11 protein-coding genes are annotated in these 16,836 nt (G+C 46.8%); 10 read left to right on the forward strand and 1 reads right to left on the reverse strand.

What is annotated here, in order from left to right:
• Positions 1–43: 43 nt before the first annotated feature.
• The 3 genes from U1I11_RS16885 to U1I11_RS16895 all read left to right on the forward strand — a co-directional run bounded on the left by U1I11_RS16885 (position 44) and on the right by U1I11_RS16895 (position 5,751).
• Entirely contained in the window at positions 44–997 is a 954-nt protein-coding gene (locus tag U1I11_RS16885; protein WP_322907302.1) for a CorA family divalent cation transporter, read from the forward strand.
• Positions 998–1,436: 439 nt separating this feature from the next.
• The gene (locus U1I11_RS16890; RefSeq protein ID WP_322907303.1) at positions 1,437–4,160 is read left to right on the forward strand and encodes a copper amine oxidase N-terminal domain-containing protein; all 2,724 of its coding nucleotides are present in this window, start codon (positions 1,437–1,439) and stop codon (positions 4,158–4,160) included.
• 613 nt (positions 4,161–4,773) lie between these two features.
• Positions 4,774–5,751 (forward strand): aldo/keto reductase, encoded by a 978-nt coding sequence (locus U1I11_RS16895; RefSeq protein WP_322907304.1) that lies wholly within the window; start codon positions 4,774–4,776, stop codon positions 5,749–5,751.
• Positions 5,752–6,670: 919 nt separating this feature from the next.
• Here the strand turns inward: U1I11_RS16895 and U1I11_RS16900 are convergent.
• The gene (locus tag U1I11_RS16900; RefSeq protein WP_322907305.1) at positions 6,671–7,795 is read right to left on the reverse strand and encodes a GGDEF domain-containing protein; all 1,125 of its coding nucleotides are present in this window, start codon (positions 7,793–7,795) and stop codon (positions 6,671–6,673) included.
• Positions 7,796–8,396: 601 nt separating this feature from the next.
• Here U1I11_RS16900 and U1I11_RS16905 point away from each other — a divergent pair.
• The 7 genes from U1I11_RS16905 (at position 8,397) to U1I11_RS16935 (ending at position 16,365) form a co-directional block, all read left to right on the forward strand.
• Positions 8,397–8,597: a cold-shock protein gene (locus U1I11_RS16905; protein WP_322907374.1), complete on the forward strand. Its 201-nt coding sequence runs from the start codon at positions 8,397–8,399 to the stop codon at positions 8,595–8,597.
• A 187-nt stretch (positions 8,598–8,784) separates the two neighbouring features.
• Positions 8,785–10,017: a GntR family transcriptional regulator gene (locus U1I11_RS16910; protein ID WP_322907306.1), complete on the forward strand. Its 1,233-nt coding sequence runs from the start codon at positions 8,785–8,787 to the stop codon at positions 10,015–10,017.
• 238 nt (positions 10,018–10,255) lie between these two features.
• Positions 10,256–11,566, forward strand: coding sequence for a glycoside hydrolase family 125 protein (locus U1I11_RS16915; protein WP_322907307.1), 1,311 nt, complete (start codon positions 10,256–10,258; stop codon positions 11,564–11,566).
• 84 nt (positions 11,567–11,650) lie between these two features.
• Positions 11,651–13,036: an extracellular solute-binding protein gene (locus tag U1I11_RS16920; protein ID WP_322907308.1), complete on the forward strand. Its 1,386-nt coding sequence runs from the start codon at positions 11,651–11,653 to the stop codon at positions 13,034–13,036.
• A gap of 200 nt (positions 13,037–13,236) precedes the next feature.
• Entirely contained in the window at positions 13,237–14,145 is a 909-nt protein-coding gene (locus tag U1I11_RS16925; protein WP_322907309.1) for a carbohydrate ABC transporter permease, read from the forward strand.
• 14 nt (positions 14,146–14,159) lie between these two features.
• Positions 14,160–15,032: a carbohydrate ABC transporter permease gene (locus U1I11_RS16930; protein ID WP_322907310.1), complete on the forward strand. Its 873-nt coding sequence runs from the start codon at positions 14,160–14,162 to the stop codon at positions 15,030–15,032.
• A gap of 304 nt (positions 15,033–15,336) precedes the next feature.
• Entirely contained in the window at positions 15,337–16,365 is a 1,029-nt protein-coding gene (locus tag U1I11_RS16935) for an agmatine deiminase family protein (RefSeq protein ID WP_322907311.1), read from the forward strand.
• Positions 16,366–16,836 lie beyond the last annotated feature (471 nt).

Below are 16,836 nucleotides of genomic sequence, written 5' to 3' on the forward strand. Positions count from 1 at the left end.
ATGGTTAAATAAGAAGGAGACACGATCAGGAAGGATGATCATAATGACCAGTCCGGAGCTTGAATTATTGCATTCCGAACACAAATGGACATGGTATCGGTTGCAGGACAGCAGACAATTTATCGAGCATGACGATTTTGATGACCGCATTAAGGCATGGGCGTCTGAAAGTGTAATGTGCCGTCATAGTCATATTTCGACGATTTCATATGTCGAAGGCAACAATGCGTTAAACGGGACACTGATTGCACGTCTGATGGATAGCCCTGGGGATGGCTGGATTTTTCATTATTATGTGAAAGACGACAAACTAATCACATCCGGCAATACCGATTGGTTGGAGCGAGTCATCGGTATTACAGCGTGGGAAGAATATGTACGTCAGCAGCACAGTCCGATCGAAGGCTTTATTTTTATTATTAATTCGTTTATCCGCGCGCTGTTCTCGCGTATGGACAAGATTGAGCAACATTTGATGGAGATTGAGGATCGGATGCAAGGCAACAATGGCAGTCGTTTGCTGAAGGATATTATCGATTTGCGCAATCAGCTCACCCGTTGGAATTTGCATACGATTGCGTTGCAGGAGATAGAATACGCGATTGAAGAAACATTTCCCGACATATCACAGAACTCCAATACATGCCGCATTATGCAGATTTATTTGAAACGTATCCGCATGTTACAGCAAAACTATGAGCATGAGATCGATTCACTGCTCAAAGTGGACGACAATATCGGCAATTATCGCTCCAACATGATTATGAAGACATTAACCGTATTTACGGTGCTGCTCACACCGATGACTGCGCTCGGCGCGATCTGGGGCATGAACTTTAAAAATATGCCGGAGCTGGACTGGTCATGGGGCTATGCGGGCGCGCTTGGCTTGATCGGTTTGACGACATTGATTACGTACCTGTGGCTCAAAAGTACAGGTCTGACCGACGATATTTTGAAAATCAATATTAAAGACAGCGATGAAGACGGCTTTTGAACGGTTTTCGCCAGCTCGCCATAGGGATATGCCTCAATAGTCTTTCTGCGGAAAGGCTATTTATTTTTAATTTATCGCGCATCGCTGCAACATGTGAGCGATTTGATCTGTCCTTATATTGAAGGTAGTTTAGTAAATGAATTGTTTCTATTTGTAACTTTCCGCTAGTTGTACGCCGATATTAACGATGATAACGTACATCGGTCGGGTAAAGGTCATAAAATGAGTTCGATTCGAGCATTGCATAGTGGCAGTATGTAATCCAGATCAGCGATCGATTTGATCATTTACCGGCTCTAGCTTGGCGAGCAGCGCATCCGTACATACAGAAAGATAGACAGGAGCGTGTGGTCAACAGCATTATCGTAATAAATAGGGCGGACGAAATGAAGCGGAATCCGGAAACAAGTTCATAATCAGGGGACAAGGGGATGACAAAGTGAACAAGAAAATAAGCAAAATAAGTATGGCTGTGTTAGCAACAGCATTAACTGTAAGTGGGGGCGTACATATACCGTACGCGGTTGCAGCGACACCGACGATTCAGATTATAATTGATGGCACAAAGTTGCAGACGGATCAGCCTGCGATTATGTCGGGCAGTCGCACAATGGTACCGCTGCGCGGCGTATTTGAAGCGATGAACACAACTGTAGATTGGAAGCAGAGCACACGCACGATCACCGCAAGCAAAAACGGCTCAAAAGTCATTTTGCCGGTCGGCTCCAAAACAGCGACCATTAACGGCAAAACGACGACGCTGGATGTACCTGCCAAAGTAATCAATGCACGCACGATGGTACCGTTACGCTTTGTCACGGAAGCGCTTGGCAGCAAGATCGATTGGAATACGTCGACCCAAACGGTTACGATTACGACAGCCGATCCGACACCTACACCAACTCCGACACCAACGGGCGCGGTGCTGCCGGTTGCGTTTGTAAATGCAAGCGTAGTCGGACAGCAGGGTAACGGCAGCGATATTCAGGTTATTTTTCCATCGTCGTCCAGCACGACTGCATTGAACCAATATCGTATTTTTGTCGCCAAAACAGGCGATGCGAACGCGTTCACATTAGAGCGTGCACTGACGGTTCCAGCAGCGAACTATCAGGCTGTACCAGCGGGCATTAGCAGCGCCTATACGATCACTCTGACCCCGCAATCGCGCGATATCGACGGTGCCTTTATTCAAAAGGGAGCATCGTATCGTGTATATGTACTGGCGGTCGGCAATACCGGTTACAGTAGTGCCATGACACCGGCACAGTCATCGATTACGCTGGGCGGCATCGTCTCGGCGGCGGCGACACCGAACAATGTGAAAATTACGGATGTGTCGGATTTAAATGACGGACGCGATCTGTCAGTATCGTTTGATAAAGCATCCGATGAAAGTCTTATAGCCGGTTATCGTGTGTTTATCGTCAGAACGAACAGCGCCAGCAGCTTTAACTTATCCCAAGCGATCGCATTGCCTGCTGCCAATTATACAGCTGTCAGCAAAACCGGCTCCAACCAAACGTTACGACTGCAAGCGACGACACGTGATACGTCTGGCATGATCATTCAAAGTGGTGTATCGTATGCCGCTTATGTATTGGCAGTCAATGCGTCAAATGATGGTATCGGCTTGTCAGCGATGTCGAATAATCTGACACTGGGCAATGCCGCACCAGCAGCAACAATTACGAAAGTGGCAGATGTAGGTAATTTTGGAGATGGACGCGATTTGCAAATATCATTTGATAAATCGTCGAATGAATCGGCGGTTAGCGGGTATCGTATTTTTGCCGTGCCGAGCAAAGATGCGAGTAATTTTAATCTGACAACTGCCATTTCGCTCGCCTCTGCCCGTTATTTGGAAGTATCCAAAACAGGCGGCTCGCAAATCGTCACATTGTATGCCGGTCAGAAAGACAGCAATGGCAATGCGATTGTCAACGATGTACCGTATCGTGTGTACGTGATGAGTCGTGGTGCCAGCTCGTACGGTGATTCATTATCATCCGCTTCCTCCACGATCACATTGACCGCCAGCAGCAAAACGGTCGGCACGACTAGCGGTGTGACGTTAACCGATGTGAGCGATTATGGCGATGCACGAGATGCAAAGATTACGTTTACGAAAGCAAGCGATGAAACGCTTGTGAGCCAATACCGCGTCATTATGACCAAAGCATCCGCTTCATTATCACTCAGCCAGGCGCAAGCGCTAACGAGTGCACGGTACACAGCGGTCGCCAAAACCGGTGCTAATCTCACGCTGACGCTGCCCGCAGGTGCGCTCGATAGCGATGGCGATACGATCAAAAACGGCGTAGCCTACCGTGCCTTTGTGATGGCGGTCGGTACAGGTGATGCAGCGGATACGTATACATTGTCAGCCGCTTCAAGCACGGTCACACTGGCAGGTAACACGGCGGTTGCGGCTGTACCGACCGTGACGGCAACGAACAGCGGTGCGCGTGGAGATGCGTCCGATATGACGGTCGGCTTTACCGCAGCCAGTGATACCGGTGTGTCTGAATATCGCGTGATCGCCGTTCGTAGTGATCAGGCAAGTACATTTAATTTGGCGGCAGCCAATGCGGTGACGGCAGCTAACTATACCCGGGTGGCGAAGACCGGAGCGGTAGTAACACAGGCGCTAACGGCAACAACACGCGACAATAACGGCAATGCGATCGTGCGTAATGTTGGCTATCGAATCTATGTATTGACCGTAGCGGATGGACTAGTGCGTTCGGTCAATGCGTTGTCTGCGCCATCCACTGAATGGATGCTGACAGAAAAAGCGGTTGCTGCCGTTGCCTCTGTATCGGCTGATCTTGCCAGCAATAACAGTGCAATTCGTGTCAGCTTCACCCCACCGGCAAACACTACCGGCATTAGCGCATACGCGATTATGCTCGTACCGTCCGGCAATGCGAGCAGCTTCACACTGACCGATGCCAATCGGGTCACAGCGCCTAACTATCAGACAGTAACTGGAGCGACGTATACCGAATGGACGTTTACTACGCTGAACAAAGATGCGTCCGGCAACGCCATTCGTGCCAATGTCGCTTATCGCGCATTCGTGCTGTCGGTTGCCAATGGCAGCACAGCTACCGCAAACGCTCTGTCTGTGGCATCGCGTGAAGCGACGATGACGCCATAAATGACGCGCATCATTATCACATGATCATGATGATGCTAGGGCGAGTATGCTCTAAACTCGCATTATGCACGACTTTGATCGTCGCGTCGCTTGCAGGACGAGTATGCTCTAAACGCTCAATAGAGACGCTTACAAGATGAGCAAGTGCAGCAATAGCAATCGATAAAAAGCAATCGATAAAAATTACAATGCAATATGAAATTACAGCTGTACGATGTAGCATACACATGCGGTTGAGGCAATAAACTTCATTTCAAGCCAGCCAGCTCCTTTGTTGTAAAGGACGGGCTGGCTTTTTGTATAGTATAGCTTTGGCAAGCTGCTTTATTTGTAATAGGGTGTATGAACAAACTTCTGTACATGCGATCGATGGCATTGGTAGGCGATAGATGATACCGCCCTAAATAGGACGTGTTTTCATTCGCGAAAATTTGTAAAGTTACTGTCAGCCTGTATCACGATAGCTGCGCCAGATCGGTTGCATTCATTGCTCCCGTCATGGTGTTATACGCTCGCAGCCGAATCCGGGTCATTGACTTCCAACGCCTGGTAAAGGGTAAAATAAACACAAGCTTCATTATTTTAGCCATGCTGGCGGAAAGTGGGGATACGATTGGAATATGTAAAGTTAGGTCGCACTGGTCTTGAAGTATCGCGTTTATGTCTAGGCTGTATGAGTTATGGCATTCCGGAGCGAGGAACGCATCCGTGGACACTGGATGAGGAGACAAGTCGTCCGTTTATTCGACAGGCGCTGGAACTGGGCATTAACTTTTTCGATACCGCCAATGTGTACTCTGATGGCACGAGCGAAGAAATTGTCGGACGTGCGCTCAAAGACTATGCGCATCGTGACGATGTGGTGATTGCCACCAAAGTACACGGCAAAATGCGCCCTGGTCCCAATGGAGGGGGGTTATCACGGAAAGTGATTATGAACGAGATCGATAATAGCTTACGCCGACTCGGTACAGATTATGTAGACTTGTATCAAATTCATCGGTGGGACCCATTAACGCCGATTGAGGAGACGCTGGAAGCGCTCAATGATGTGGTACGTGCCGGGAAAGCGCGTTATATCGGCGCTTCTTCGATGCCTGCATGGCAATTTATGAAGGCGCTTGAGCTATCACGGCAGCATAGTTGGGCAAGCTTCGTATCGATGCAAAATTATGTGAATTTGATCTATCGCGAAGAAGAACGGGAGATGCTGCCGCTTTGCCTGGAGGAAGGCATTGGCGTCATTCCGTGGAGTCCGCTAGCGCGTGGACGCTTAACGCGCGATTGGGAGCAGCAGAGCGTTCGCTCTGAAAGCGATGAATTTGGCAAAACGCTATATACGGCGGCTGTGGATGCGGATCGTAAAGTGGTGGAATGTGTGGCTGCGATTGCAGCGGAGCAAGGTGTACCACGCGCACAAATTGCCCTCGCCTGGGTGTTGCAGCAATCCGCAGTGACCGCTCCGATTATCGGTGCGACCAAGCTCCATCATTTGGAAGATGCTGTCGCTGCACTTGATATCAAGCTGACCGCCGCTGAAATTGCCCGATTGGAACAACCGTACGTACCGCATCCGGTCACTGGATTTTGAAAGCTTTTCATTGAAACGAATGCCATTCTATCAGCTTGCATCAGGGCGTGTACGCAAACCTGGCGTGCTGGTGCAGACACCATTGCGGTACGGAATAAAGGGACGGACTCCCGTCTCGCACAGCAATCTACGGATGAGTAATACAGTAGATTCCCGTGCTGCTCGCAGCCTACGAGTTTGCGTACACGCTCTAGTAGCTTGTCTCAAATTTATTCAGGGATTGAGTCCATCTGAATCCTGCACGGTTCAAGCAGGGTTCAGATGGACTCAACCTTACATCTTCTTGAGACAAGTCACTAGTAGGCTGTCTCAAATGTAAATTGTGTTTGAACGTACGTTAACCTATTCATCATCAAGCAATGGTTAGATCGACAAACCGTAAATGTATTTGAGACAATCTACTAGTAGTATGTCTCAAATGGAAATTGTGTTTGAACGTACCTTAACCGATTCATCATCAAGCAATGGTTAGATCGATAAACTGTAAATGTATTTGAGACAAGCTACTAGTAGGCTGACCAGCTTAAATTCAGTGTCTCACACTCTATCTTATGAAAATACACTGGAATTGTAGCAGGACAACATCGCTGCTCTGCACGAGCAAACTACTTATTTAACGCGGTCAGCCTACTAGCGAGTTAGGATGTACTCGCTGTGGGTGAATTTATTTATACTTTATCCATAACATGAACATAAATAGACACCAATGACGGATATATGCTACCGATAGCCGATGCGAATCAAATGATGATCGATATGAAAAACCCCCTCTGACAGCAGTGTTAAACTCGTCGTATGAACGGGTTTTTGGCTCACTAGTTGTCATGAGGGGATGATCGTAATTTGGCTGTCATCAGTGCTTGCATTGCTATAATGCGTAAGCTTGCTGCTGTTAAGCGGTATCGTGAAACTGTCCGTTTTAAGCGAGTGTGCCGATGCTGCTTGCTGTAATCGTTTGGTTTTTGCCTGAACGTTTGGCATGATACAAGTATTGATCGACCTGCTCGAACAATTGCTCTTTACTTAGTCCAGGCTCGCAGCTATGCAGTCCGATGCTGATCGTAACGGTTTGGTTGTCCAGCTCTTGCCAGCGCAGTAGTGCCAGATGGCGGCGTATATTTTCGACCAGTGTATAAGCATCCTCAAATGATTTATCAAAAATAAGCAGTGCAAACTCCTCACCGCCATAGCGTGCAGCGATATCGCTTGACGAAATATGTTGCTGAATGATTTGTGCTACTGTTTCAAGCACTTTATCTCCGATCTGATGTCCGTATGTGTCATTAATTAGCTTGAAATTATCGATATCAAGCAAGGCGAGGTGTAATGTAACTCCCCGACTTGCATAATCAAAAGCAGTATCATAATAATCTTTGAATGAAACTTGATTATACAAATTCGTCAGCCCATCAGTTTTGGAAATTTTGCTCATAATCGCATTTTTGACGATCAAATCCTGCTTCGATTGCATCGTATGATGCAAACTGCTTAAAATCTCGCTACCGCTTGAAACGATCACATGCGCGACAAATGTTGCTCCTATTATAAACGCAGGAACAGAGATAACATCAAAGGGAGTTAGAAACGTACGGAAGTGGGGATCAGCGAGATAAAGTGTCACAAACGCCAACATTTGCAAGGCGGCTGGAATCCAGAGCAGCTTTTTGTTGAAAAAAATGACTGCCGAAAAGACGGGCACCAGGCAAAGGGCGGTAATAATGCGGATATCGTAATTTAAATAAATGATCGTCCATGTAATAAATGTACTCGTCACAAACAGAGCAAAAAAGGAGAGTTTAGGTTTGATCCGCTGCATCCAATCCGCCCATACAATCATCAGCATCATACACGCCGTTGGAATGAATAAAATATGAACATAAAAATGATACGCGGTAGCCGGGTAAGGCAAAAATAAAAAAGCCCCCAGCTGCGCAAAAAAATGCAAAAACACAATCACCCAATACGATTTCAGAAAATGGCGAATCCATTTCTGCTGCTTACCGATATATTCAAACAGGTCAAATCCGGAATCTGAGGAATTCATAACATCACCATACTGCCTCAATTAGATAAATTGCTAAATCGATCCATTACGAAACGGTCTACTTATTTACACAGTTATTATAGAGCATTATTTCGACAGAAAGAAGGTAATTTTTAGTACAGTATACAGGATAACAGGTGAACAGCGTCACTTTTTGACAATAATTTTAGAATTTCTTTATCGTCATGTCAGCCTATACATATCGCTGTCCAACCATTGTACCAATTATTGAGCAAATCGTCTGCGAGAAGATGGCGATATCGTTCCGTTGAGCGCTCTGATTGGTGGAATTAGGCTTGTATGCATAGTTCAATAATCCCGATTAGCCGAAAATCGACAAACGCAATAGGGACGCAAGTAAAAGCGGTTTCTTTTTTTCAAATTAAATTACAAAAATTCCCTTCCGGTGATTGTATTTAAGCGAATGATCAGTTATAATGAGTATAACGAAATCGTGACCTGAACTCACATATTGCAGAGGGTTGTTATTTTGTAAATGAATAACTTTGTGCAATATGTGATTTTTCATTTTATCGGATGTTTTTTTCTGAATAAAGAAGGTCATGTAAATTTAATTTTGGAGGTACTCCACATGTCACAAGTGCAACAAGGTACAGTAAAATGGTTTAACGCTGAGAAAGGTTTCGGCTTCATCGAAATTGAAGGCGGCAACGATGTATTCGTACATTTCTCCGCAATCCAAGGCGACGGTTTCAAAACTTTGGACGAAGGTCAACGCGTAGAATTCAGCGTAGTTGAAGGTAACCGTGGACCACAAGCTGAGAACGTTACAAAACTGTAATTTAATTCAGCTTATAAAAACGCCCTTAACGATCGTTAAGGGTGTTTTTTTGTGTTTATAAACACAATTGTCTTGTGGAGGAAACATGCCGGATTCCCAATATTTTTAAAATGATTTACATAAATGATATAACATATTATAATATATGTTACTATTAATCATAAATACGAATCCAAAGGTGATACTTATGTTAGACAGCCCGTTGTCTTTAAAACCGCGCTATGAACAGATGTATATTGAATTACGTTCACGTTTGCAAAAAGGGATTTATCGTGTAGGCGACAAGCTACCGTCGGAAAAAGAACTGATGAAGCAGTTTGACGTCAGCCGGATCACCTCGAAAAAAGCGCTCGATATGCTTGTACAGGAAGGCTATATTGTACGTCAGCCCGGACGGGGTTCGTTTGTGATTCATACGGGCGAAAAGCAGACGGAAGCTCCCGTACAGCCGGTCAAAGCACTGTATGAATATGTGGAGCAGCCGGACGCTCAGCAGCGTCCTGCCAGCAAGCAGATCGTGCTTGGCTTAATTATGGAAGATTTTAGCGACAGTTATGGTAAAGAAATGTTGGCAGAGATGGAGCGTACCGCTCAACGGCTGAATGTGTACTTAATTATGCGCATGTCATTTTCGCAACCGGACATTGAAGAAAATGCGATTCGCAGTCTGCGCGAGTATGGGGTGGACGGACTGATCATTTACCCGACACGCGGACAGAGCTTTAATCCGGAAATTTTGCGGCTCGTTATCGATCGTTTTCCACACATACTCGTTGACCGTTATTTTAAAGGGACAGAATCGGCTTCCATCAGCACGGATAATGTAGAGGCGGCACGGAAAGGAGCGAATCATTTGCTCGATCTCGGTCATCGTCATATCGGTTTACTTGCGTCTAAAGTGATGGATAATGTGGCGATTGAAGAACGGATCGAAGGCTTTGTGCGTGCCCATGCGGAGCGTGGTGTCGTGCTCAATCGTTCTTACTGGCTAACCGATATGACATGGAGCGGTGAGACGGAAGCCGAAGAACAGGCGCATGTGCGCAACAATGTGGATATGATCCAGCGTATGGTGGAACAGCAGCCGCAGATCACCGCTATTTTTGCGATGCAATATGAATTGGCACTGTTTGCCAAAGAAGCGTTAGAGCATGCTGGCGTCAAAATTCCGGAACAAATCTCGTTGATCTGCTTTGATAGCCCGCAGGCGAGTGCGGCTTTGTATCCGTTTACACATTTGCAGCAGGATCAGCATTCGCTCGGTCGGCTTGCGGTGGAAAATGTACTCAAGTTAATTGCCGGAGAAACGTTACCTGGACGCATTTCATTGACTGCCGATCTGATTCACGGTTTGTCGACGGCTCCGGTAAGTGAACTGTCCGAAGCTGCGCAGTCCAATCGTGCGACCGGTACGGACTGAAGGCAAGCGTTATCGTGTATATACAAAAGTTGCATTTACTAAAAGCAAACATAGGCATGGAACGGATACAGAAAATGGATGATCTAATATGATATGACAAATGGCGGATAATAGTGAACTATTATCCGTTTTTTTTCGTAATTTTAATTAAATATTATAATATAATATATTGACATGTTATTTGGGGTGCATTATGATAGCTTTATAAATGAAAGCGCTTTATACAAGGAGGCAATGTATGAACGAACAGGAGCAGGCGATTGTGCCCTTTTCGGTGGAACAACTGATCACCAGTGTCGCTCAAAAGTTAGAGCAACGACCGAAGCTGGCGCATATGTTCGGAAACTGTATTCGCAACACATTAACGACAACACTCAGACCGCAGCAGGATGGTACGGTATTCGTAATCACCGGTGATATTCCGGCGATGTGGTTGCGTGACTCGGCAGCCCAGGTTAGACCGTATCTATTGCTTGCTAATGAGGATACAGCGCTTGGCGATCTTGTAAGCGGTGTCGTAAAGCGGCAAATTCGCTATATTTTACAAGACCCTTATGCTAATGCATTTAACGAAAGTGCAGACGGCAGTGGGCACCAAGACGATAAAACGGAAATGACCCCGTGGATTTGGGAGCGCAAGTACGAAATCGACTCGCTCTGTTATCCGTTACAGCTTGCTTATCTGCTTTGGCAGAAAACGGGACGCACCGATCATTTTGACGATGAATTCCGCCAGGCTTGCCTGACAATTGTTGATCTGTGGCGTACTGAACAAAATCATGATGCTGACTCGACATATCGTTTTGAACGTTTCGATTGCCCGGCTTCCGATACGTTGCCACATGAAGGCAAAGGCAATCCGGTTGCTGTGACCGGGATGACGTGGTCGGGCTTCCGTCCAAGTGATGATGCGTGTGAATACGGTTACCTCGTTCCGGCGAATATGTTTGCCGTCGTGGTGCTCGGTTATATGGAGCAGATGGCGACCGACGTATACGACGATAGCGAGCTGGCACAAGCGGCGGCAGCGCTGCAAGCGGAAATTCGCAATGGCATTCAGCAGTATGGAATCGTTACCCATCCCGAATTTGGCCCGATGTATGCATACGAAACCGATGGCAACGGCAATTACAATCTGATGGACGATGCAAACGTACCAAGCTTGTTGTCTCTACCTTATCTCGGTTATTGCCAGCCGGATGATGAGTATTATTTGAACACAAGACGGTTTATACTGAGCAAGCACAATCCGTATTATTATAGCGGTACCGCCGCTGAAGGGATCGGCAGCCCGCATACGCCTCCGCAATATATATGGCATATTTCGCTGGCGATGCAAGCGCTCACTTCACTGCATGCAGAAGAACAAGAGCAATTGCTTACTTTGCTCGAAAACACCGATGCAGACACTGGATTTTTACATGAAGGCTTCCACGCCGATAATCCGGCACAATATACTCGGGAGTGGTTTTCCTGGGCAAACTCATTATTTAGCGAGCTGATTTTGACCCATTGCGGTTATGATGTGCCAAGCAGCCGACTAAAATAAGATAATGGTTCCCTTAACAAGGAGCTTGGACATGTAGGGAGCGAAATTTACTAGCTTATCATTTATACAAAGGGGCGATTCAGTATGAAAAAGCAAAGCTACAAATGGGCAGCAGGTATGCTACTCAGTCTGTCCTTATTCGCAACAGCTTGTTCTTCCGGCGGTTCGGCAACAAACAGCTCGACTGACAGCAACTCGGCTGCAAGCTCAAGCGGCAACAAAATCGTAAAAGTAGCCTATGGCAAATGGAACGATGCCGATGTATGGGGCAAATGGCTGACCGATGTTAAAACCGAGTTTGAAAAAGAAAATCCGGGTGTGACAGTAGAATTGCAGCCAATCCAAGGTGCGCAATATTCCACTAAAATCCCACTGTTGATGTCTGATCCTACAACAGCGCCTGAAGTGCTCGCTGAAGATTCATTTATGATCAATGCGGACAGCGCAGCTGGTTATTTGGAGCCGCTCGCGGTAGACCAGTGGAGCGACTGGAGCAATTTTAACGAAGGCATCAAAGCAGCCGTTGTCGGTAAAGACGGCAAAAGCTATGGCGTACCGTTCTCCACTGACGTACGCGGTCTGTACTACAATAAAGAACTGTTCAAAAAAGCCGGTCTGCCTGTACCGTGGCAACCGAAAAACTGGCAGGATATTCTAACAGCAGCACAAACATTGAAAGACAAAGAGCCAAGCATCATTCCATTCTGGATGAACTCCAGCAAAGCTGGACAAGAAGCAACGACGATGCAGACGTTTGAAATGCTGTTGTACGGCACACAAAACACACTGTTCGAAAACAACAAATGGGTGACACAAAGCCCTGGCGTACTGAACTCCTTGCAATTTATCAATAACGTATACAGCAAAGGTCTCGGCGCTCCACTTTCCCAAATTATGACTGCACAAGCCGGACAAGTATTGGAAACCGACCTGATGCCAAACCAAAAAGTAGGGATCGTGCTGAACGGCAGCTGGTTGCCATCCACATGGGCATCCACTGGCAGCAAACCGTGGCCGCAAGCATTAGACGTCTATGATTTCATCAAAATGCCAACTGAAAACGGTCAAGCTCCTGGTTACACTTCGATGTCCGGTGGCTGGACACTGGCTGTAGGTGCGAAGTCCGCGCAAAAAGAACTGGGCTGGAAATTTATCCAAATGGCAGTCAACAAGAAATTCAACACAGAATACGCGATTCTGGATAGCGCGCTGACTCCACGTACAGACGTAGCCAAAGAAGCTGAATATTTGGATCAGCCAGGTACACTGTTTGCCAAAGCAGCTGAGTTCCTCAAATACACTCATGTTCGTCCAAGCAACTCCGATTATCCGGTTGTATCGACAGCGATTCAACAAATGGTTGAAGCGGTCGTAACCGGTGGCGCAAGTCCGCAACAGGCGATGCAGCAATTCACACAAAGTGTAACTCGAAGCCTCGGTGCCGATAAAGTGGCGCCAGCGACGAACTAATGACAATACGAATGTAATAATGATGTAACCGATTCAGACAGGTAGCCGGTCGCCGGGGTTGCAGGGCAGCCCGGCTGCCTGATCTGTTTACGGATGAAATCGTACAGGAACGATAGAGAAACCGCGATTGGAAGCAGCAAGCTAGCGTTCATCGCGCTGGTGCAGCGATCCTGATCGCGCAATGGAGGAGGAGACTGCAGATGGAGGCTGTACAAGCGCGCAATACTGCGAGCAAGCGCCGCAATAATGCTGAACAATGGCGGGCATTGGTGTTTTTATCGCCAAGCTTTGTTTTGCTGCTGGCGTTCTTTTTCATACCGACCATTCTGACGTTTTATTTTGCTTTTACGAATATCGCATTAACCGGAGCTGCGGCGGCGAATTCACAATTCGTCGGCTTTGAAAATTTTAAAAATATGTTTCAGGACTCTGCCTTCCGCACTTCCGTCTGGAATACGATCATTTTCCTAATCTTCTCAGCGGTAATCGGGCAGCAGGTGATGGGCTTTATTATCGCGGTATTAATGAACGGACGCAGTCGTGTCTTCCGCAGTGTGATTGGCTCGATCGTCATCGCGGGCTGGGTTGCACCGGAAGTGGTGTGTGCGTTTGTATGGTTCGCCTTTTTGAACGATACAGGTACGGTGAATACATTTCTGCAATCCGCTAATATTACACCGATCGCATGGCTGTACACATTCCCGATGGTATCGGTCATTATCGCCAACATCTGGCACGGTACCGCATTTTCGATGATGGTGTTCCAGGCAGCGCTTGGCGATGTACCGCGTGAAGTGGAAGAATCCGCGATGATCGATGGTGCCAACGCATGGCAACGGCTGACACGCATTACGTTGCCGATGATCGTTAGCTCGGTGACGACCAATATGGTACTCGTTACGCTGCAAACGCTCGGTTCGTTTACATTAATCTATGCGTTGACTGGCGGCGGCCCTGGTCTTGCGACCGAGACGCTCCCAATTTATATGTATCATCAGGCTTTTGTTAACTATCAGTTGGGCTATGGAACAGCGATCTCGCTGATGCTGCTATTGATCGGTATTGTGGCAAGCCTTGTCTATATGCGAATGCTTAAAGTGAAGCTGTAAAAGGAGGAAAACAGATGAGCACAGTACATGATGCCCCTCGTACGACAACCCGCAAGCGCAAGCTAAACCGGTTCGCGGTTGCACGCGTTTTGCCTTATATTATTTTGACGATTATTGGTGTTCTGTTTTTGCTTCCGCTCTTATGGCTGATTTTTGCATCGTTTGACAAGGACGCAACACTTGCACTTAAGTTTCCGGTTCAGTTTACACTCGATAACTATCGGGATACGGTAACGAATCATGAAAATCAGCTTTCCTTTGCCAACGGTCTGATTTTGGCGCTTGGGCAAGCATTGCTCGTCGTCATCGTGGCGGGTCTGGCGTCTTATCCGCTGTCCCGTTACCAGATGCGTTACAAACGCCCATTTATGTACGTCATTTTGTTTGCTACTGGTTTGCCGCTGACAGCGGTAATGGTGCCAGTGTATCAGTTCTTTTTATACTTCGGGATGCAGGATTCGCTCTTTTTCACCATTTTGTTCCTGACCGCTTCGGCATTGCCGTATTCGATCTGGATGATGAAAAACTTTATGGATTCCGTGCCGATTGAACTGGAAGAAGCCGCATGGGTCGACGGTGCATCGATCTGGACAACATTGCGCCTCGTCATCGTGCCGCTGATGTTGCCAGGCATTTTCACCGTCGGAATCTTCGCTTTTTCCGGCAGCTGGGGCAACTTCCTCGTACCGTTTATTTTGCTGCAAAGTGCGGACAAGCTGCCTGCAGCCGTCACGATCTATCAGTATTTTGGACAAAACGGCATGGTACAGTACGGTATGCTCGCTTCGTTCTCGGTGTTGTATACGATTCCGGCGGTAGCGCTGTACATTATCGGTCAGCGTTATATGTCGCAAGGCTTTAGCTTTGGCGGAGCAAGTAAAGGTTAATTTTGCCGGCTGAAGTATGGTTGTAATACGTTATACTGGTACCATTTGTAAAGCAGAATCGCAATAATACAATTTATGTAACAAAAAGTAGCTAATGGAAATCGTTAATTATACAATAGATCAGCCTGTAGTGTATTGCACTGCGGGCTTTTTTATGTTTGCTTGCATAAAATTTACGAAAATCGCTTGGTACAACTGCATTCATATTGTATGATATAGGTTGTTCCGAGGCATACCGTTTGAGCGGTACTTCAATCGTATGCATACGGGAACTATCCTATGATGAATAAGGTGACCCTAAATCATGAAACCAATCGATTTGAAATATATGATGCCTGCCGAATGGGAGCTGCACGAACGAACAATTTTGGGCTGGCCGGTCATCGGCTCGATGTCTTACCCAGAGGATTATGCGGATGTATGTAAAGGCTATCAAGAGCTAATCCGTGCAATTGCCGAGTTCGAGCCGGTCACATTGATTGTGAATCCGGACGATTTGGACAACGTACAAGCGTTATTTACAGGACAAAATGTGGAATTCCTGCTGCTGGAGCATGATGATGCCTGGCTGCGCGATAACGGCCCAACGATCGTCATCAACGAGCAGGGCGAGCGTGCCGGTATCAATTGGGGCTTTAACGCTTGGGGCGGTAAATACAAACATTGGGATTTGGACGATGCGGTCGCTGCTGCGGTGCTAAAGCATCTTAATCTGCGTCAATTTGATGCACCGCTCGTACTGGAAGGTGGTTCCATTCATGTGGATGGCGAAGGAACGCTGCTGACGACCGAGGAATGCTTGCTGAATGTAAACCGCAATCCACAGCTAAGCCGTGAGCAAATTGAGCAGCTTGTGAAAGATTATACGAATGTACAGCAGATCATTTGGCTAAAACGCGGTCTGTCCGGCGACGAAACCGATGGTCATGTGGACAATGTGGCATGTTTTGCTGCGCCTGGTAAAATTATGTTGCAGGTATGTCATGATCCTGCTGACGATAACTATGAGATCACTCAGGAAAATCTGCGTATTTTGGCGGAAGCGACCGATGCCAAAGGACGGAAGCTGGAAGTGATCGAAATCGAACAACCGCCGCTTGTGATGCATGGTGAACAGCGTTTGACGCTTAGCTATCTAAACTTCTACTTCGTCAATGGCGGCATCATTTTGCCGGTATTTGGCGGTACAGCGGAAGCAACGGATCGCCAAGCGATTGCAGTGCTGCAACAAACATTCCCGGATCGCCGCATCCGTACGATTAACGGCATGGCAATTATCCGCGAAGGCGGTAATGTACACTGTACAACTCAGCAAATCCCAGCGGGTAAGTGAACGTAGGGCTTTAGTGCATGACTGAAGTAGTCGTGCATTCCCACTGCGGTACGGAATAAAGGGACGGACTTTCGTCTCGTATGGGAATCTACGGAGTAGGAGAGAAGGTAGATTCCCACGTTCAAAAAAGGTAGGGTACAGTTTATTGTTATGCCCCCCCCTTTTTTCATACGGTATAGTCCATCAGACATTGAGTGTAAGCTGGTCAGCCTACTAGAGGTCTGTCCTTACCCTTTATTCCTTCCGTTCTGTGCGGCTTGCAGACGATACAACTCATCCGTTTATGATGTGAAAAGGATGGACGTTTCCAATGAAACGAGTCTCCTATTATAGTGTAATCTGACGCAAACGAATCGCATCAAACGGTCTGTAAACAGTTTAAAGACACGCTGATTTTGACCGATGTTCATTTGGATTTTAAAGCGGGATGAAGCTGTTACATATAGAAATGTCCGTACATAATCAAAATTA

It is taken from the genome of Paenibacillus campi (assembly GCF_034659835.1).
Classification (GTDB): Bacteria; Bacillota; Bacilli; order Paenibacillales; family Paenibacillaceae; genus Saccharibacillus; species Saccharibacillus campi.

Coding starts and splice junctions, on each gene's coding strand:
- U1I11_RS16915 (WP_322907307.1), top strand. CDS start 10,256: ATGAACGAACAGGAGCAGGCGATTGTGCCCTTTTCGGTGGAACAACTG.
- U1I11_RS16930 (WP_322907310.1), top strand. CDS start 14,160: ATGAGCACAGTACATGATGCCCCTCGTACGACAACCCGCAAGCGCAAG.
- U1I11_RS16935 (WP_322907311.1), top strand. CDS start 15,337: ATGAAACCAATCGATTTGAAATATATGATGCCTGCCGAATGGGAGCTG.
- U1I11_RS16885 (WP_322907302.1), top strand. CDS start 44: ATGACCAGTCCGGAGCTTGAATTATTGCATTCCGAACACAAATGGACA.
- U1I11_RS16910 (WP_322907306.1), top strand. CDS start 8,785: ATGTTAGACAGCCCGTTGTCTTTAAAACCGCGCTATGAACAGATGTAT.
- U1I11_RS16925 (WP_322907309.1), top strand. CDS start 13,237: ATGGAGGCTGTACAAGCGCGCAATACTGCGAGCAAGCGCCGCAATAAT.
- U1I11_RS16900 (WP_322907305.1), bottom strand. CDS start 7,795: ATGAATTCCTCAGATTCCGGATTTGACCTGTTTGAATATATCGGTAAG.
- U1I11_RS16920 (WP_322907308.1), top strand. CDS start 11,651: ATGAAAAAGCAAAGCTACAAATGGGCAGCAGGTATGCTACTCAGTCTG.